This window comes from Brevundimonas sp. (genome assembly GCF_044336875.1).
GTDB lineage: Bacteria > Pseudomonadota > Alphaproteobacteria > Caulobacterales > Caulobacteraceae > Brevundimonas.
The window spans coordinates 1-17,141 of the sequence record NZ_JBIIOP010000017.1 but is presented as its reverse complement, the minus strand read 5'-3'; the positions used below and the strand labels follow the sequence as shown (position 1 = coordinate 17,141).

Below are 17,141 nucleotides of genomic sequence, written 5' to 3'. Positions count from 1 at the left end.
TGATGAGCGGCGCCATTCCTCACGGCGGGCGACTGGCCGCGGCCCAGGCCGAGCATCCGCTCGCGCCCCGGCCGTGGCTGGACCTGTCGACCGGGATCAATCCCGAGGGATGGCGCCGGGCGCGGCCGTCGCTGCAGGCGCTGCGGCGCCTGCCCGATCCGGCGGATACGGCGGCGCTGGAAGGCGTCGCCGCCTCGACCTTCGGCGTGCGGGCGGAGCAGGTGGTCGCGGTCGCCGGCGCCGAGGCGGGACTGCGGCTGCTGCCGGATCTGCTGGGCGTGGACCGGGTCGCCGTGGCGTCTCCGACCTACGGCAGCCATGCCGACGCCTGGAGCAGGGCGGGCCTCGCGGTCGAGGCTGTGGCCCGCGCCGATCTGTTCGCCAGCGAGGCGCCGGCCCTGATCGTGGTCAATCCGAACAATCCGGACGGGGCGACGACGCCGGGCGCGGATCTGGTCTCGGCCGCGAACGGCCGCTGGCTGATCGTCGACGAATCCTTCGGCGAGGTGACGCCGGGCCTGAGCGCGGCTTCCCTGGCCACGGGACGGACCGTCGTCCTACGGTCGTTCGGCAAATTCTACGGCCTGCCGGGGGTGCGGCTGGGCTTCGTCATCTGCGATCTGGTCCTGGCCGAGCGGATCCGTCGTCGGATCGGCGACTGGCCGGTCGGGGCCGACGCCATCGCCATGGGGCGGGCCGCCTATGCCGACACGGCCTGGGCCGAGCGGACGCGGGCGCGGCTGGCGCGGGACGCGGTGCGGCTGGACGACCTGTTGACGGAGACGGGGTTCGAGATCGTCGGCGGGACTGATCTGTTCCGCCTGACCCGATGCGAGGATGCGGCGGGGCGTGCGAGACGGCTGGCGGAGCAGGGGGTTCTGGTGCGAACCTTCGCCCATGATCCGGCCCTGATCCGTTTCGGCCTGCCGGAGCGCGGGCGATGGCGGCGACTGAAAACCGCCCTGGAGATGTCGCGATGACCGACGAGACCAAGACCGACGCCGAACACGCCGAGGCCATGAAGGCGCTGCAGGCCGAGCGGCGCGAACTGATGCGGTCCAAGACCGAGGAGCTCGGCCTTCTGATCGTCAACACCGGCGACGGCAAGGGCAAGTCCACCGCCGGTTTCGGCATGGTCGCCCGCGCCCTGGGCTGGGGCCAGAAGGTCGGGATCGTCCAGTATATCAAGGGCAAGTGGATCACCGGCGAGCGCCAGTTCTTCCGCAAATTCCCTGATCAGGTCCGATACGAGGTCATGGGCGAGGGCTTCACCTGGGACACCCAGGACCGTGCGAGGGACATCGCGGCGGCTTGCGCCGCCTGGGCCACCTCGCTGGAGATGATCGCCGACCCGTCTCTGGATCTGGTGCTGCTGGACGAGCTGAACATCGCCCTGCGCTACGACTATCTGGACATCGACGCGGTGGTCGCCGGACTGATCGCGCGGCCCGAGGGCAAGCACGTCTGCGTCACCGGCCGCAACGCCAAGCCGGAGCTGCTGGCCGTCGCCGATCTGGTCACCGAGATGACCCTGGTCAAACATCCGTTCGAACAGGGCGTAAAGGCCCAGCGGGGGATCGACTTTTGAGCGACCGCCCGCATCGACGCGCCCTGGTCGCGGGCGGTCTGGCGACCGGGCTTGCGGGCCTTGCGCTGGGCGCTTCCGCCGCGCCGTCGCCGAAACTGGCGGGCAAGCCGCGCCGCGTGGTGTCGTTGAACCCCTGTCTTGACGTGATCCTGGTCGAGGTCGCCGACCGGTCGCAGATCGCGGCCCTGAGCCACTACGCCCGCGAGGACTACGGCTCGACCATCGCCGCTTTGGCCAAGACCCTGCCCTTTACCTACGAGACGGCGGAAGAGGTGATCGCTCTCCAGCCCGATCTGGTGCTGACGGGACGGCATTCGTCCCTGGCCACCCGCAACGCCCTGGACCGGCTGGGCATCCCCGCCGCCCTGTTCGGCGTCCCCGACACCGTCGCCGACAGCCTGGCCCAGGTGCGCGAGATCGCCGCCCTGGTCGGCTATCCGGAACGCGGCGAAGCCCTGGTCGCGCGGATCGAGGCGGCTCTGGCCGCCGCCGCGCCCAGGCCCGGCACGCCGAAACTGTCGACCCTGGTCTTCATGCCCGGCGGCTTCGCCTCCGGTCCCGGCACCCTGATGGACGAGATGATGCAGCGCGCGGGCCTGGAGAATGCGGCGGCGAAATATGGATTGAAGCGGTCGATGGACGTGCCGCTGGAATTCGTCATCGCGGATCCGCCGGACCTGCTGATGGCCGGCGAGCCCTTCCCCGGCGCGCCGACCTGGAGGACGCGGGTCATGACTCATCCGGCCCTCAGCCACATCGCCGCCCAGATGAAACGCGCGACCTTCCCCGAACGGCTGCTGTTCTGCGGCGGTCCCGTCCTGATCCAGACGGCGGCGGCCCTGTCCAGCGCCCGCGAAACCGCATTGGCGATATCCCGATGAAACCTGTCAGCCGACCGTTTCTCTACGCCGGGCTTCTGGTCCTGCTGCTGATCCTGTCGGGGATCAGTCTGGTCGCCGGCAAGGTCTGGGTGCCGTGGAGCGCCTGGATCTCGCCCGACATCGATCCACGCTGGGCCATCGTGTTCGAGCTGCGTCTGCCGCGCACCCTTCTGGGCATAGCCGTCGGCGCGGCCCTGGGCCTGTCGGGCGCGGCCCTGCAGGGCTACACCCGCAACGCCCTGGCCGATCCGGGCGTGCTGGGCGTCTCGACCATGGCCGCCCTGGGCGCCGTCCTGACCCTCTATTACGGCCTGACCGCCGTGGCGCCCTGGGCCCTGCCGCTGGCGGCCATCACGGGCGCCCTGATCGGGGTGGGCGTATTGATGGCCCTGTCCGGTTCGGCGTCGAGCCTGGTCACCTTCATCCTGGCGGGCGCGATCCTGAACATCCTGTCCACGGCCGGCGTGTCCCTGGCCCTGTCGCTGGCCCCCAATCCCTGGGCGGTGAACGAGATCATCGACTGGCTGATGGGATCTCTGGCCGACCGCAGCTTCGAGGAGGTGCAGATGGCGGCGCCCTTCATCGTCGTCGGCTGCGGCCTGCTGCTGACCCTGGGGCGGGCGCTGGACGCCCTGACCCTGGGCGAGACGGGCGCCCGGTCGCTGGGGATCTCCATGTCCCGCACCCGCTGGCTGCTGGCCCTGGGCGTCGGTCTGGCGGCGGGCGCCAGCGTGGCGGTGACGGGGGTGATCGGCTTCGTCGGTCTGGTGACGCCCCACCTGCTGCGGCCCCTGGTCGGCGCCCGGCCCGGCGCCCTGCTGCTGCCCAGCGCCCTTGGCGGGGCGGTGATCATCATGGCCGGCGACGTGCTGGTGCGCCTGACCCCGGCGGCGGGCGAGGTCAAGCTGGGCGTCGCCATGGCGGCCCTCGGCGCGCCCTTCTTCCTGGTCCTGCTGCTGCGTCTGAGGAGGACCGTCGCATGAGCGTGCTGTCGTGCGAGGACCTGTCGGTCGTCATCGGGCGCAAGCCCATCCTGTCGGGCGTCGGCCTGTCGTTCGAGGTCGGCCGGGTGACGGCCGTCGTCGGTCCGAACGGGGCGGGCAAGTCCACCCTGCTGGCCTGTCTTGCGGGTCTGCGCGCGCCCACGACCGGGACCGTGACCCTGGACGGAGAGGCGCTGGCGGGGATGAAGCCGCGTCCTCGCGCCCGGCGTCTGGCCTTCCTGCCCCAGATCCCCGAGATCGCCTGGGCGGTCGAGGCGCGGACCCTGGTCGAACTGGGCCGCACTCCCTTCGTCGGGGCGTGGGGCCAGACGGGCGAGGACCGGGCCGCCGTTGACCGCGCCCTGGCCGCCGCCAATGTCGAAGCCTTCGAACACCGGATCGTCGACACCCTGTCCGGCGGCGAGCGTGCGCGGGTGTTGATCGCCCGCGCCCTGGCCGGAGAGCCCGAATGGCTGTTGGCGGACGAGCCCCTGACCGGGCTGGACCCGGCGCACCAGCTGGACGCCGCCGCCCTGTTCCGGCGTCTGGCCGTCAGCGGCGTGGGGGTGGTGGTGACCCTGCACGACCTCAGCCTGGCGCTGCGGATGGCGGATCGCGTCATCGTCATGGCCGACGGCGGGGTCCTGGCCGACGACCCGCCAGCCACGGCCCTGACGCCGGATGTCCTGCGCCGCGCCTATGGGGTCGAGGCGACGGTGACGCCGGGCGAGGGCGGACCGCTGGTCGATGTGATCCGCCGTGCTTAGACGCCACGCCCGGCTGGCCCTGACCGCCCTCGCGACCGAGGCCGCCGTCGGCTATCCGGACCGGCTGCACCGACGGCTGCCGCACCCGGTGGTGGGGATCGGCGCCCTGATCGACGCGGCCGAGCGACGGCTGAACCGGCCCGAGCGGTCGGCGCTGGAGCGTCGCATCGCGGGCGTGGGGACCGTGGCGGGAACGGCGGGGCTCGCCGTATTAGCCGGTCTGGCGGCCTCGCGCCTGCCCGGACCGGCGCCGGTTCTGGCCGCGACCCTTGGCCTGGCCCAGCGCAGTCTGCACGACCATGTCGCCGCCGTCCTGACCGCGCTGGAGGCCGGGGATCTGGACGCCGCCCGCACCGCCGTGGGACGGATCGTCGGGCGGGATGTCGCCGCTCTGGACGCCTCGGGCGTGGCGGCGGCGGCTATCGAGAGCCTGGCCGAAAGCTTCAACGACGGGATCGTGGCGCCCGCCTTCTGGCTGGCCGTCGCCGGTCTGCCGGGCCTCTACGCCTACAAGGCGGTCAATACGGCCGACAGTCTGATCGGTCATAGGGAGCCGCGCTGGCGGGACTTCGGCTGGGCCGCCGCCCGCACCGACGACCTGATGAACCTGACGCCCGCGCGGCTGGCCGGCGCCCTGATCGCCACGGCCGGCGGTCGAGGCTGGCGGATCATGAATCGCGACGCCCGCCGTCACGCCTCGCCCAATGCCGGCTGGCCCGAGGCGGCCATGGCAGGGGCCTTGGGCGTGCGCCTGGGCGGACCGGTCGCCTATGACGGCGTCCTGACCGAGCGGCCGAGCTTCGGCGACGGACCTGCGCCCACGGCCGGGGATCTGCGTCGCGCGCTGGATGTCTATGTCCGCGCCTGCGGCCTGTTATGGGCCGCCGTGGCTGTCGGAGGCCGCGCATGGCGGCGCTGATGATCCAGGGCTGCGGCTCGGATGTCGGCAAGTCGGTGCTGGTCGCGGGCCTGTGCCGTCTGTTCGCCAATCGCGGCCATGTGGTGCGGCCGTTCAAGCCGCAGAACATGAGCAACAACGCCGCCGTCACCGAACCCGACGAGGACGGGCGACGCGGCGAGATCGGCCGCGCCCAGGCGCTTCAGGCCATCGCCTGCCGCACCCCGCTGACCGTGCATATGAACCCGGTCCTGCTGAAGCCGCAGAGCGACGTCGGCGCCCAGCTGGTCGTGCGCGGTCAGGTTGAGGCCAGCTATCAGGCCATGGCCTATCAGGCGCGCAAGGCCGCCCTGCTGGACGTGGTGCTGGACAGTTTCCGCCGGCTGGAGGCCGAGGCCGATCTGGTGATCGTCGAGGGGGCGGGCAGTCCGGCCGAGATCAATCTGCGGACGGGCGACATCGCCAACATGGGTTTCGCCCTGGCCGCCGGGGTGCCGGTGGTCCTGGTCGGCGACATCGACCGGGGCCATGTCATCGCCGCCCTGGTCGGCGCCAGAGCTGTGCTGGACGAGACCGACGGCGCGGCGATCCAGGGCTTCATCATCAACAAGTTCCGGGGCGATCCGGCCCTGTTCGACGACGGTCGGCGCGAGATCGAACGGCGCACCGGCTGGCCGGATCTAGGGCTGGTTCCCTGGCTGGCGGCGGCACGGCGCCTGCCGGCCGAGGATGCGGTGGTGCTGGATCGCGCCGTCGAAGGAGAGGCGCGGCGCGTGCGGATCGCCGTGCCGATCCTGCGCCATATCGCCAATTTCGACGACTTCGATCCGTTGCAGGCCGAGCCTTCGGTCGACCTGATCTATGTCCCGCCGGGCAACCCCCTGCCGGGCGACGCGGACCTGATCGTCCTGCCTGGCTCCAAGGCGACCCTGTCGGATCTGGCCTTCGTGCGGGAACAAGGCTGGGACATCGACCTGCTGGCCCATGTGAGGCGCGGCGGGCGGGTATTGGGGATCTGCGGCGGCTTCCAGATGCTGGGCCGGTCTGTCTCGAACCCGGACGGGATCGAGGGCGAGCCCGGATCGGCGCCGGGTCTGGGCCTGCTGGAGATCGACACCGTCCTGAGCGGCGACAAGGTGCTGGAGCCCTGCAGCGGTCAGACCCTGGACGGGGCGGCCTATGAGGGGTTCGAGATGCATATGGGGCGCACGACCGGCGTCGGTCTGGACCGCCCCCTGTTGCGACGCGCGGACGGAAGCGGCGAAGGCGCCGTCTCCGCCGACGGCCGGGTCTCCGGCTGTTATGTCCACCGTCTGTTCGACAGCGGCGCGGCGCGGGCCTATCTGCTGGCCGGCCTGGGCGCCGCCTCGACCGCCGAGGATCATGCGCTCCAGGTCGACCGGGCGCTGGACGAGATCGCCGCCGTCCTCGAAACCTGCCTCGACGTCGCGACCCTGGCGCGTCTCGCCGGGCTGAAGGAGCCGACCCCATGACCGCCGTGACCGAAGCCGCCGTCCGCGCGCATCTGGACGCCCAGGCCCGGCCGCCCGGTTCGCTGGGCCGGATCGAGGATCTGGCCGTGCAGATGGCTCTGATCCAGCAGACGATGCAGCCCCGTGCTGACCGTGTCGCCCTGCTGCTGTTCGCCGGCGATCACGGCCTGACCCAGGACGGGGTCTCGGCCTATCCGTCGTCGGTGACCCAGGCCATGGTCGCCACCCTGCTGGCCGGCAAGGCCACGGCCAACGCCTTCGCCCGCGCCGTCGGCGCCGAGGTGACGGTGATCGACGCCGGGGTGGACGCGGACCTGTCCCACCCGGCCCTGGTCGACGCCAAGGTGGGCAGGGGCACAGGCAACGCCGCGCGCGAGCCGGCCATGACGGCCGAGGCGCTCGCCCTGGCCCTGTCACGCGGCGCCGAACAGGCGCGGATCGCGCTGGATCGCGGTGCGGACGTGCTGGCCCTGGGCGAGATGGGTATCGGCAATACGGCCTCGGCCGCCCTGCTGATGCACCGGCTGGCGCCGGCCGCTCTGGACGACTGCGTCGGCGTCGGCACGGGCCATGACGCCGAGGGGCTGGCGCGCAAACGGGCCGTGCTGGCCCGCGCCGCCGCCCGGACCGACACGACCGACCCGCTGGAGGTGCTGCGCCAGTTCGGCGGCTACGAGATCGCCATGATGGTCGGGGCGATTCACGGAGCGTCGGAGCGGAATGCGCCGGTGATCGTCGACGGTTTCATCTGCACCGCCGCCGCCCTGGCCGCCGTGAGGCTGCGGCCCGAGGCGCGCCGCGTCTGCCTGTTCGCCCACCGGTCGGCAGAGGCGGGGCACGACCGGATGCTGAAGGCCTTGGGCGCCGAACCCCTGCTGGATCTCAATCTACGGCTGGGGGAGGGAACCGGCGCCCTGCTGGCCGCACCCCTGCTGCGGGCGGCGGCGGCCCTGTTGTCCGATGTGGCCAGTCTGGACGACGTGCTGGCGGGGCGGATCTGACGTGCCGCGCCAGCTCGCCCTGTTCCTGACGGCCGTCCAGTTCCTGACCCGCGTCCCCGTGCCGCCGCTGAAGGCCTTCCAGCCGGACTGGACCGCGCGATCTGCGCGCTTCTTTCCCCTTGTCGGAGCTGTGGTGGGATTGATCTCGGCCGCCGTCTTCGTCGGTGCGTCGCAGATCTGGACCGGATGGCTGCCCGCGTTGCTGGCCGTCGCCGTCGGCGTCCTCGTCACCGGCGCCTTTCATGAGGATGGTCTGGCCGACACCGCCGATGGACTGGGCGGAGGCCAGACGCCGTCGCGACGGCTGGAGATCATGAAGGACAGCCGGATCGGAACCTATGGCGCCCTGGCCCTGATCCTGACCGTGGCGGCTAAGGTCGGCGCCCTGCAGCCCATGTCGCCCTGGTTTGCGGGCCTGGCCCTTGTCGCCGCCCACGCCGGGGGGCGGGCCGTCGCCGTCCTGGCCATGCGGTTGTCGCCCTATGCCGGAGACCGGGCCGCGACCAAGGTCAAGCCGGTCGCTGACGGCGTGACCTGGCCGGAAGTCGCCGCGGCCATGATGTTCGCGGCGGCGGCCACGGCGCCCCTTGTCGTCTTCGCTCCCTGGCCTGCAGTCGGCGGTCTGGCGGGCGGCGTGCTGGGCGCATCTGTGGTGGTCGTGCTGGCGAGGCGACTGATCGGCGGCTGGGTCGGGGATACGCTCGGCGCGGCGGAACAGGCGTTCGAGATCGGCTTCCTGCTGGCCGTGGCCGCCCTGCTGGCGCGATGATTCTCATCGTTTCGCCCTTGCACGAGGTCGAGACGGTGATCCGTGCGCGACGGCCTTCCCATATCGTCAGCCTGGCCTCGCCGGGCGCGGCGGAACCGGATCTGCCGTCGTCCCTGGAACGGCTGGCGCTGAACTTCCACGACATCGTCGAACCGGCCGACGGCCTCCAGCCCGTGACGGAGGAGCAGGTGGAGCGCCTGCTGGCGTTCGCCGCCGCCTGGCCGCGCACCGCGCCCTTGCTGGTGCATTGCTGGGCGGGCGTCAGTCGTTCGCCCGCCGCCGCCTACGCCATCGCCTGCATGATCCGGGGCGAGGGCGAGACGGAAGCCCTGGCCTGGCGACTGCGCCGCGCCGCGCCGTTCGCGACGCCCAACCGGCGGCTGGTCGCCCTCGCCGACCAGATCTTGGGACGACAGGGCGCCATGGTCGCGGCGATCGCCGCCATTGCGCGCGGCGCTGACACATTCACCGGCGCAACATTCGATCTGTGACGGGCCGGGACGCCTCGCGCGCCGAGTCCGCCCCCGACGTCTCAGCGCAGGGTGCGGACGGCGACCCTGCCCTGGCGGTGGGTCGGAATGACCACGGCGCGGCCGTCCACATGGCGGATCGTCAGGTCGACGACGGCGCCATTGACCTCCAGCCCGGTGATGTTCAGCCGTTCCAGTCCGCCGGGCAGCACGGGGTCGGCCATGTCCACGGTCCCGGTCCAGGCGTCGATGGACAGGCCCAGCGTCGCCTGCAGCATCAGGAAGACCGAGCCCGCCGCCCAGGCCTGGGGCAGGCAGGCGACCGGATAGGCGATGGGCGGCTCGCCCGGAGCGCGCGGGAAACCGCAGAACAGCTCGGGCAGGCGCAGGTGGAAATGGGCGGCGGCGGCGTAGATCTCGGCCAGGATATTGGCCACGGCCTCCCGTTCGCCGTAGTTGGCCATGCCGGCGGCGGCCATGGCCGTGTCATGGGGCCAGACCGAGCCGTTGTGATAGCTCATCGGATTGAACCGGGCCTGGCCCAGCTCCAGGGTGCGGATGCCCCAGCCGGTGCGGAACTCGGCCGACAGCAGGCGTTTGGTCACCCGCCGGGCGCGCTCGACCGAGGGCAGGCCGGTGAACAGCAGATGGCCGGCGTTGGAAGCGATGGCGCGGCACTGCTGTCCGTCGCCGTCCAGGGCCACGGCGTAGAAGCCTTCGTCCTCCATCCAGTACCTGTCCTCGACCAGGGTGCGGACCTGTTCGGCCCGGTCGCGCCATTCGGGCGCGCGGTCGTCGCCCAGCCGTTCGCCCAGGTCGGCCAGCGCCTTCCAGGCGGCGAAGGCGTAGCCCTGGACCTCCAGCAGGGCGATCGGCCCCTTGGGGAAACGCCCGTCGGCGTGGAAGATGGAGTCTTCCGAGTCCTTCCAGCCCTGGTTCGACAGGCCGGTGTCGGCGCCGCGCTGGTAGTCGATCAGCCCGTCGCCGTTCGAGTCGCCATAGTCGCGCATCCAGTCGGCGGCGGCGATCAGGTTCGGCCACAGCCTGCGGATCAGATCCAGGTCGCCGGTCCGACTGGCGTAGGCGCCGGCCAGGGCGGTGAACAGGCAGGTGGTGTCGACCCCGCCGTAGTAGAGGCCGAACGGCACCTCGCCGAGCGCGGACATCTCGCCGCCGCGCGTCTCGTGCATGATCTTGCCGGGCTGGCTGTCCTGAAACAGCGAGGTCTCGGTCGCCTGGCGCGCCGCCAGATAGGTCAGGACGCCCCGGGCCAGGGACGGATCCAGCCACAGCATCTGCCAGGCCGAGATGATGCCGTCGCGCCCGAACGGCGTCGAGAACCAGGGCGTGCCGGCATAAGGGTAGGGGCCGGTCGGCAGGTCGGTGGTCAACAGGGCCATGTCGGCGCGCGACTGGTCCAGCCAGTCGTTGAACCGAGGGCTGCGCGGTCCGCGCACCGAGGCGCCGCGCCGACGCTTGGCGCGCATGGCCAGACGGGCGTGGACGGCGTTCTCGCGCCAGCGTCGGGCGTCGGGGGCCTCGCAGGAATCGACGCCGCATTCGATGAACAGATCGACCTGCCGACCCTTGGGCAGGCTGAACATGAACTCGGCGCGCTGGGCGGTCAGCCGGGCGGGCGGTTCGGAAAAGGCCAGGCAGCTGGAGCGGTCGACATTGTCCAGGCCGGTGTAGCGGAAGGTGACGCGGCGGCCGTCGGTGGTCGGGGTGTGGACGGTCCCGCGCTTGGCCCTGTGCGTGCCGCGGACCTGGAAGATGTCGTGGAAGTCGGCGCCGAAGTCGAAGGCCAGGGGCAGCAGTATGTCTTCCACCCCGTGATTGAGCATCTGGATGCGCTCGAACATTCGCCGGCCCCACAGGAAGCGGCGGCGCTCGATATGCAGCACGCCCGCCGGCGCGGAACGGCCGCCCATCGGGGGCAGCGGGCGGTTGGTGGTGTGGCAGGAGAAGAAGACATTGTCCTGGCTGACGCCGGACGACAGGCGCGACGGCTTCAGCAGGCCGACGGTCATGGTCCAGCGCGACAGGACGCGGGTGTCGCCGGCGAACAGGCCGTCCGCGCCGCCGCTCATGTCGCCCCAGCCGTCGGCGACCAGGAAGGTGTCGCCCTCCTTCAGCGCCATCAGCTGCTCAAGGCCGGAGGCCTCGACCGACTCTCCAGCCGTCAGTTGGGTCGAATAGGCGTCGTCCATCAGGTCTCTCCGCCGCGATTGAGGCCTTGGCCGAACGATCCGCCCAGAATGCGGCGTTCAGGAGCCGCTTGAGAGATCAATGACGCAGGCGGCGGAGGGTTCACCTCCGCCGCCTGATTTTCTTCGGAAATCGCACCCGGCGACGCTTAGCCGATCAGGGCGAAGCTGCGTTCCTCGTCGAGCGGGCGAAGCGGTGTGACCACATTGGCCAGGGGCGCCTCGGCGAACGGGCGACGCGCCAGCAGGTCGCCATAGACGTCCAGATAGCGGCGGGCCATGGCGGTGGCGGAGAAGCGCAGATCGAATCGGGCGCGGATCGCCTCGCGGTCCAGCAGTTGGACGCGGTCGGCGGCGGCGACGGCCTGTTCCATCGTGTCGACCAGGAAACCGGTGGCGCCGTCCTCGATGATCTCGGGCGTCGAGCCGCAGCGGAAGGCGACGACCGGCGTGCCGCAGGCCATGGCCTCGATCATCACCAGTCCGAAGGGCTCTGGCCAGTCGATGGGGAAGAGCAGGGCGTCGGCGCCGCCCAGGAAGGCTGACTTCTGATGGTCGCCGATCTCGCCGATGAACTCGATCAGGGGATTGCCCTCAACCATCGGGCAGATGGTCTCTTCCCAATAGCGTTTGTCGGCGGCGTCGACCTTGGCGGCCATCTTCAGTCGACGGCCCAGCTTCGTCGCGATCTCGATGGCGCGGTCGGGGCGTTTCTCGGGCGAGATGCGGCCCAGGAAGGCGAGGTAACCCTCGGACTTCGGCGAGAAGCGATACTGGTCGCCGGGCATGCCGTGATGAACGGTCGCCTTCCAGTTGGCGAAATGCAGCGGCGTGCGCTGGTCGTCCGAGATGGAGATCAGGCCGAATTCGCTCCATCGGGCGTAGACGCCGGGCAGATCCTTCATGTCCAGCCGCCCGTGCAGGGTGGTGATGGTCTTGTCCGCACACTGACGAAACAGGGGGAAGTGGATCATGTCGGTGTGGAAGTGGATGACGTCGAACTCGTCGGCCCGGTCCAGCACCTCGCCCAGCATGGACAGGTGGGCGGCGAGGTCGGACTTCAGCGGTGCAGGGTCCAGGCGGATGGCCTGGTCGCGGACCGGAATCAGGCGCGCCCGGGTCTGGGCGTCGGCGCTGGCGAACAGGGTGACGTCGTGGCCCAGATCGACCAGGGCGTCGGTCAGGTGAGCGACGACGCGCTCAGTCCCTCCATACAGCTTCGGAGGAACGGCCTCGTAAAGCGGGGTGACCTGCGCGATCTTCATGATGTGTGTGCTCCGACCCGCTGAGCCGGGCCGTACACATCAATGTTCTCGCAACTGCGAGGTTCCGCCGCAGGCGCGGATTTCTTTAAAAGTTCCGGTGACTTACGGCGAAGGTAAACGGCGGTCTCTGTACGAAATCGCTCACTTCCCGTCTTCGGCCGCCCCCGGCGACGACAACGCATCCAGTCTAAGTGATTGATCGGAAAGCTTGCGCGAGCGGCTGCGCGGTCAGGTTGAAAATCATCGTCGCGGCCTGAAAGACTTCGGATTGTCGCCGGATCGACATGGACCTGTGATGGTTCGAGGTCATCAGCAGCCTTCGTGACGAATGCGCTGGACCAGGGCAGTGAGAAGATGCGGGCCGCCGTCGGGGGCGACCTCAAGGGCGACGATGCGTTCGCCGCCCTCGTCCGCCGACTGCGGACGCCGCTGTTGCGCTTCTTCATGCGCCGGGCCGCGTCGCGGAATGACGCCGAGGAACTGGTCCAGGATCTTTTCGTGCGGCTGTTGCGGCGGGGCGACCTGATGACGCTGGACAATGTTGACGGCTATGTCTTCGAGGCGGCGGCCAATGTCGCGCGCGATCGCGGTCGGTACGAACAGGCGCGGGGCGGAGGACGCCATGTCGATATCGACGGCCTGGCCGCGGAATGCGAGGCGCCCGGGGCAGAGCGGATCGTGGCGGGACGTCAGAGGTTGAACCGGATGCTGGCGGCGCTGGACGCCCTGCCGCCGCGGGCGCGGACTATCGTCATCCTGCGGCGGTTCGAAAGCCTGACCTATCCCCAGATCGCCGACCGTCTCGGGATTTCCGTCAGCGCGGTCGAGAAGCATATGGTGCGGGCGATGTCGGCGCTCAGGTTCGACCTGGAAGCCGCCGACTGATGCATCCTGTCGTTCCCCAAGCCGATAACGACGACCACGCGGATCCCGCCGCCTATTGGTTCGCGCGCATGAACAGCGGCCTGACGCCCAGCCTGGAAGACGAGATCGGCTTCCGCGCCTGGATCGAGGCCGATCCCGCCAACATCGAATCCTATCGCCTGTGCCAGGAGGCCTGGCGCGCCCTGGCCCTGGACGCGGCTGCGCCCGAGGTTCTGGCCCTGCGCGCGGCGGCCCTGAGGGGCGGAGCCGGGGCGCATGGGATGACGCGCCGGCGCGCGCTGTTCGGCCTGTCGGGCGGCGCCGTCGCAGCGGCGGCCGCCGGCGTCTGGGTCGTGACCGCCTCCTCGCCTGCGCGGGCGACGATCTCCACCGAGGCGGGGCAACGTTTGACGGCGCCCCTGCCGGACGGGTCCGAGGTCACCCTGGCGCCGTTGACGCGGCTCCGACTGGACTATGGGCGTGGGCGGCGCGGCGTCAGGCTGGACAGCGGTCAGGCCTATTTCAACGTCGCGGCGGGGGACAGGCGGCCGTTCTCGGTGCGCGCCGGCGATCAGACCCTGACCGTCGACGCCGGTCGTTTCCAGGTGACCCTGAAGGACGATCGGCCCGACATCGTGGTCGAGGCGGGCGGGCTGAAACTGACCGAAGGTCGCGCCGGGCCCGAGACCCGACTGCAGGCGGGCCAGAGGGCGGTCGGCGCCGGGGCGGGGCTGCGCATCGAGCCGGTGGATCTGGAAGCCGCCACGGCCTGGCGGCTGGGCCGGCTGGTGGTGCGCGACCGCCCGCTGCGCGAGGTGGTTCAGGCCTTCAACCTCTATTCGTCCGACCGTCTGGCCCTGGCCGACGACCGGGCGGGAGAGGTCCGTATCTCGGGCTCCTTCCGCTATGACGGATCGCGCGAGTTCGTCCTGGCGCTGAGGGATGGTTTCGGCTTGGTGGTCCTGCATCGGCCGGACGGGGTCTGGCGCATCAGCGCCCCTGACGGATCGAAGACGGCTTGATGAAATTTCCAAGACGGGGTGGGGAGTGGCGCGGTCGCTTCCGTTCCTGAGAGCGAACCGGCGAGAACGCCGGCCATCCATCCTCGGGGCTGCCACATGACCAATTCCTCGCCGTTCGCCGGCGCCTTCAAGCGCGGCCTGCTCGCCTGCTGCGCCGTCGCCGCCGTCGCGGTCGCGACGCCGGTTCTGGCCCAGGGCGCGACGGCGCCGATCGCCTTCGCCATCGAAGCCCAGTCGCTCGAGACGGCCCTGACCGGCTTCGCCCGGGCCGCCGACGTCCAGGTGGTCTTTTCGCCCGAACTGGTGCGCGGCAAGCGCGCCAACCGCGTCGCCGGCATGATGCCGCCCGCCCAGGCCCTGCGCCAGATCCTGGCCGGATCGGGCCTGGTGGCGACCCAGGTGGGCGAGCGCACCTTTTCTGTTTCGCAAGCCGGAGCCGTCTCCGCCGACGCCGCCACTCTCGACGAGGTGATCGTCACCGCCCAGAAGCGCGCCCAGCGGATTCAGGACGTGCCTCTGGCCGTGACCGTGCTGGACGGCGACGACGCGGCGCGTCGCGGCATCGACAGCGTCGTCGGCCTGGTCGACGAGGTTCCGGGCGTCTCGGTCAACTACGCCTTCGGCGGCACCAACTACGGCCTGATCAGCATCCGCGGCATCGGCGGCGCCGACGACTACAAGCCCAACGGCAACCCGTCGGTCGCCCTGCACGTGGACGGCGTCTATCAGACCTCCAACGCCTATCTCGGCATGCCCCTGTTCGATCTGGACCGGGTCGAGATCCTGAAGGGCCCGCAGGGCACGCTCTACGGCCGCAACACCACGGCCGGCGTGATCAACGCCATAACGAAGGGGCCCGGCGACACGGTCGAGGGTTCGGGCCGGATCGAGGTCGGCTCCTATGACTACGCCGCCATGGAGGCCGCCGTCGGCGGTCCGCTGAGCGACACGGTCGGCGTGCGCCTCGCCGTCCTGGCCGAACAGGGCGGCGGCTTCATGACCGGCGCCGGCGCCGGCGATCTGGCGGGCTTCCAGCCGGTCATCGGCGGGGTGACCCAGACCCAGGTTCCGGCCATCGTCGATCCGGGCCGTCGCGAAGGCTTCGGCGACAAGGACCTGTTCGCCGGCCGCGCCACCGTGTCGATGGATCTCGCCCCCGAGACCAATCTGACCGTCAAACTGTTCGGCAGCCGCGACCGCGGCGACACCCGCCAGTACGACCGCATCTCCGCCGCCCTGGACAGCAATATCGCCAACGCCGGCGAGAACGACGATCCCTATGAGTTTTATTCGTCGGAATATCCCACCCAGAGCATCGACATCTATGGCGTCTCGGCCCTGCTGAACCACGCCCTGGGCGACAACCTGAACCTGGCCGTGATCGGCAACGTCCAGGGCACGACCCGCTCGGTCCAGGGCAATGGCGACGGCTCGCCCTATCCCGCCTCGCGCTTCGACGCCGACGAGAAGCTGAGCCAGACCTCGCTGGAGATGCGTCTCAGCGACGACACCGGCGGTCGTCTGGACTGGATCGCGGGCGCCTTCTACGTCTCGGACGACATCGACTTCGACACCCACTGGACCAGCTACACGGCCCGGACCAAATACGACAATCTGCACAAACAGACCCGCAACAGCTTCGCCGTCTTCGGCCAAGTCGACTATGATCTGACCGAGAAGCTGACCCTCTCGGGCGGCCTGCGCTACACCCGCGACGAGGCCACTTTCAGCGGCCGCAACGACGACCTGAACCCGTGGGGCGTCTCGACCTTCACCACCACCTTCGCCACGACCAATCCCTTCGTCTGGGACCGGTCGTTCGAGGACGACAATGTGTCAGGCCGGGGCACGGCCAGATACGCCTTCACCCCGAACCTGAATGTCTTTGTCTCGGCGGGAACCGGCTATCGCGGCGGCGGCTTCGACGGCACCTCGATCTTCACCCAGGCGGAGACCCTGCCGTTCGATTCGGAAACGGTCACCGCCTATGAGACCGGCTTGCGCTGGACCACGCCTCGCCTGCGGGTGTCGCTGGACGCCTTCAGCTACAGGTTCAAGGAACTGCAGGCGACGACTCGTCTGGCCAACGACACCAATGGCCGGGCCAATGTCGGCGAGGCCGAGAGTCAGGGGATAGAGTTCGCCGTCAACGCCGTCCTGTTCGAGACCGCCCGCCAGACCCTGGATCTGGATGTCGCCGCCGCCTTCCTGGACACCGAGATCATCTCGTTCAGTTCGGCCCGCGTCGCCGAGGTGCTGTCGACTGTCGGCGATCCCCTGCCGGGCGCGCCCGACGTGACCGCCACCGTCTCGCTCAACCATGGCCTGGTGCTGGACAACGGCTGGCGCCTCGACTCGCGCCTGTCGGTCTCGCATCACGGCGAGGAGTCCAACCGTCTGAACGCCGCCCCGAACAATACGGCCGAGGCCTACACCCTGCTGAACGCGCGGATCGAGCTGGAGACCTCGGCCGCCTGGGCGCTCTACGCCTATGGCCGCAACATCACCGACGAGGTCTATTTCCCCGAGCTGAACGGCGCCTCGCGTCTGGTCGGCGCCCCGGCGACCTATGGCGTGGGGCTGCGCTACGCCTTCTGACCGGGACTGCGCCGCCGTCCGGTTTTCGGGGCGGCGGCGCGGGTGTGGGACCAAAGGCCCGGAAATACGGGGCGGAGGACAGGCTTCGCCGTTCGTCGACTCGGGTTCCGTCAGTTTTTTCATTGATTGGTCAGAATCCGGTTGCGGTCAAAAAGGGTGGCCCGTATAGAGCCGCCTCGCTCGGAAACGGGCCGGCCCGGAGGGCTCTGGAGACTGAGGTTTCCGGGGAAATCGGGGGAAGAAAGAGTTGAAAAACTTCTTGCTTTCCTGGGTTGGTTTCAATAGGTTCCGCGCTCCAATCGAATCGCCGAACGGTTAAGAGGAAGGCCTCTGCG

Annotated in this window: 15 protein-coding genes; 13 read left to right on the top strand and 2 right to left on the bottom strand. The window is 70.1% G+C overall.

The features are described 5' to 3' along the window. The first annotated feature begins 2 nt into the window (after nucleotides 1-2). Genes cobD through ACIQ1T_RS15585 form a run of 10 tightly spaced genes read left to right on the top strand, consistent with a single transcriptional unit; the run spans nucleotide 3 to nucleotide 8,871 of the window. Nucleotides 3-980 carry a threonine-phosphate decarboxylase CobD gene (cobD, locus tag ACIQ1T_RS15630; protein WP_395945474.1) on the top strand — a complete coding sequence of 326 codons (978 nt, stop codon included), beginning with the start codon at nucleotides 3-5 and terminating at the stop codon, nucleotides 978-980. Then, nucleotides 977-1,588 (top strand): cob(I)yrinic acid a,c-diamide adenosyltransferase, encoded by a 612-nt coding sequence (gene cobO / locus ACIQ1T_RS15625; RefSeq protein ID WP_395945473.1) that lies wholly within the window; start codon nucleotides 977-979, stop codon nucleotides 1,586-1,588. Before cobD ends, cobO begins: the two co-directional genes overlap by 4 nt. After that, nucleotides 1,585-2,469, top strand: a complete 885-nt coding sequence (locus ACIQ1T_RS15620) for an ABC transporter substrate-binding protein (RefSeq protein WP_395945472.1) — start codon at nucleotides 1,585-1,587, stop codon at nucleotides 2,467-2,469. The genes cobO and ACIQ1T_RS15620 overlap by 4 nt, the downstream gene beginning before the upstream one ends. Further along, nucleotides 2,466-3,452: a FecCD family ABC transporter permease gene (locus ACIQ1T_RS15615; protein ID WP_395945471.1), complete on the top strand. Its 987-nt coding sequence runs from the start codon at nucleotides 2,466-2,468 to the stop codon at nucleotides 3,450-3,452. The genes ACIQ1T_RS15620 and ACIQ1T_RS15615 overlap by 4 nt, the downstream gene beginning before the upstream one ends. After that, nucleotides 3,449-4,219: an ABC transporter ATP-binding protein gene (locus ACIQ1T_RS15610; protein ID WP_395945470.1), complete on the top strand. Its 771-nt coding sequence runs from the start codon at nucleotides 3,449-3,451 to the stop codon at nucleotides 4,217-4,219. Before ACIQ1T_RS15615 ends, ACIQ1T_RS15610 begins: the two co-directional genes overlap by 4 nt. Continuing rightward, a complete protein-coding gene (gene cbiB / locus ACIQ1T_RS15605) occupies nucleotides 4,212-5,138 on the top strand; it encodes an adenosylcobinamide-phosphate synthase CbiB (protein WP_395945469.1) in 927 nt (308 codons plus the stop codon). The genes ACIQ1T_RS15610 and cbiB overlap by 8 nt, the downstream gene beginning before the upstream one ends. Continuing rightward, nucleotides 5,126-6,610, top strand: coding sequence for a cobyric acid synthase (locus ACIQ1T_RS15600; RefSeq protein ID WP_395945468.1), 1,485 nt, complete (start codon nucleotides 5,126-5,128; stop codon nucleotides 6,608-6,610). The genes cbiB and ACIQ1T_RS15600 overlap by 13 nt, the downstream gene beginning before the upstream one ends. Then, nucleotides 6,607-7,611 (top strand): nicotinate-nucleotide--dimethylbenzimidazole phosphoribosyltransferase, encoded by a 1,005-nt coding sequence (cobT, locus tag ACIQ1T_RS15595; protein WP_395945467.1) that lies wholly within the window; start codon nucleotides 6,607-6,609, stop codon nucleotides 7,609-7,611. The genes ACIQ1T_RS15600 and cobT overlap by 4 nt, the downstream gene beginning before the upstream one ends. A gap of 1 nt (nucleotide 7,612) precedes the next feature. Continuing rightward, on the top strand, nucleotides 7,613-8,380 hold the full coding sequence (cobS, locus tag ACIQ1T_RS15590; RefSeq protein ID WP_395945466.1) for an adenosylcobinamide-GDP ribazoletransferase: 768 nt from the start codon (nucleotides 7,613-7,615) through the stop codon (nucleotides 8,378-8,380). Beyond that, nucleotides 8,377-8,871, top strand: coding sequence for a tyrosine phosphatase family protein (locus ACIQ1T_RS15585; protein ID WP_395945465.1), 495 nt, complete (start codon nucleotides 8,377-8,379; stop codon nucleotides 8,869-8,871). Before cobS ends, ACIQ1T_RS15585 begins: the two co-directional genes overlap by 4 nt. A gap of 41 nt (nucleotides 8,872-8,912) precedes the next feature. Here ACIQ1T_RS15585 and ACIQ1T_RS15580 read toward each other — a convergent pair whose 3' ends face one another. Next, nucleotides 8,913-11,060 (bottom strand): glycogen debranching N-terminal domain-containing protein, encoded by a 2,148-nt coding sequence (locus ACIQ1T_RS15580; protein WP_395945464.1) that lies wholly within the window; start codon nucleotides 11,058-11,060, stop codon nucleotides 8,913-8,915. A 146-nt stretch (nucleotides 11,061-11,206) separates the two neighbouring features. Next, complete coding sequence (locus ACIQ1T_RS15575) at nucleotides 11,207-12,322, bottom strand: glycosyltransferase family 4 protein (RefSeq protein WP_395945463.1); 1,116 nt, start codon at nucleotides 12,320-12,322, stop codon at nucleotides 11,207-11,209. Between the two features lie 321 nt (nucleotides 12,323-12,643). Between ACIQ1T_RS15575 and ACIQ1T_RS15570 the strand changes: the two genes are divergently transcribed. The 3 genes from ACIQ1T_RS15570 (at nucleotide 12,644) to ACIQ1T_RS15560 (ending at nucleotide 16,806) form a co-directional block, all read left to right on the top strand. Continuing rightward, complete coding sequence (locus ACIQ1T_RS15570) at nucleotides 12,644-13,207, top strand: RNA polymerase sigma factor (protein WP_395945462.1); 564 nt, start codon at nucleotides 12,644-12,646, stop codon at nucleotides 13,205-13,207. Beyond that, the gene (locus tag ACIQ1T_RS15565) at nucleotides 13,207-14,208 is read left to right on the top strand and encodes a FecR family protein (RefSeq protein ID WP_395945461.1); all 1,002 of its coding nucleotides are present in this window, start codon (nucleotides 13,207-13,209) and stop codon (nucleotides 14,206-14,208) included. The genes ACIQ1T_RS15570 and ACIQ1T_RS15565 overlap by 1 nt, the downstream gene beginning before the upstream one ends. Nucleotides 14,209-14,304: 96 nt before the next feature. After that, nucleotides 14,305-16,806 (top strand): TonB-dependent receptor domain-containing protein, encoded by a 2,502-nt coding sequence (locus ACIQ1T_RS15560; RefSeq protein ID WP_395945460.1) that lies wholly within the window; start codon nucleotides 14,305-14,307, stop codon nucleotides 16,804-16,806. Nucleotides 16,807-17,141: the final 335 nt, after the last annotated feature.

Excerpts from the sequence above, each read along its gene's own strand:
- ACIQ1T_RS15580 (WP_395945464.1), bottom strand. The coding sequence starts at position 11,060 with ATGGACGACGCCTATTCGACCCAACTGACGGCTGGAGAGTCGGTCGAG.
- ACIQ1T_RS15585 (WP_395945465.1), top strand. The coding sequence starts at position 8,377 with ATGATTCTCATCGTTTCGCCCTTGCACGAGGTCGAGACGGTGATCCGT.
- ACIQ1T_RS15610 (WP_395945470.1), top strand. The coding sequence starts at position 3,449 with ATGAGCGTGCTGTCGTGCGAGGACCTGTCGGTCGTCATCGGGCGCAAG.
- cobO (WP_395945473.1), top strand. The coding sequence starts at position 977 with ATGACCGACGAGACCAAGACCGACGCCGAACACGCCGAGGCCATGAAG.
- ACIQ1T_RS15560 (WP_395945460.1), top strand. The coding sequence starts at position 14,305 with ATGACCAATTCCTCGCCGTTCGCCGGCGCCTTCAAGCGCGGCCTGCTC.
- ACIQ1T_RS15600 (WP_395945468.1), top strand. The coding sequence starts at position 5,126 with ATGGCGGCGCTGATGATCCAGGGCTGCGGCTCGGATGTCGGCAAGTCG.
- ACIQ1T_RS15565 (WP_395945461.1), top strand. The coding sequence starts at position 13,207 with ATGCATCCTGTCGTTCCCCAAGCCGATAACGACGACCACGCGGATCCC.
- ACIQ1T_RS15575 (WP_395945463.1), bottom strand. The coding sequence starts at position 12,322 with ATGAAGATCGCGCAGGTCACCCCGCTTTACGAGGCCGTTCCTCCGAAG.
- cobT (WP_395945467.1), top strand. The coding sequence starts at position 6,607 with ATGACCGCCGTGACCGAAGCCGCCGTCCGCGCGCATCTGGACGCCCAG.
- cobD (WP_395945474.1), top strand. The coding sequence starts at position 3 with ATGAGCGGCGCCATTCCTCACGGCGGGCGACTGGCCGCGGCCCAGGCC.
- ACIQ1T_RS15615 (WP_395945471.1), top strand. The coding sequence starts at position 2,466 with ATGAAACCTGTCAGCCGACCGTTTCTCTACGCCGGGCTTCTGGTCCTG.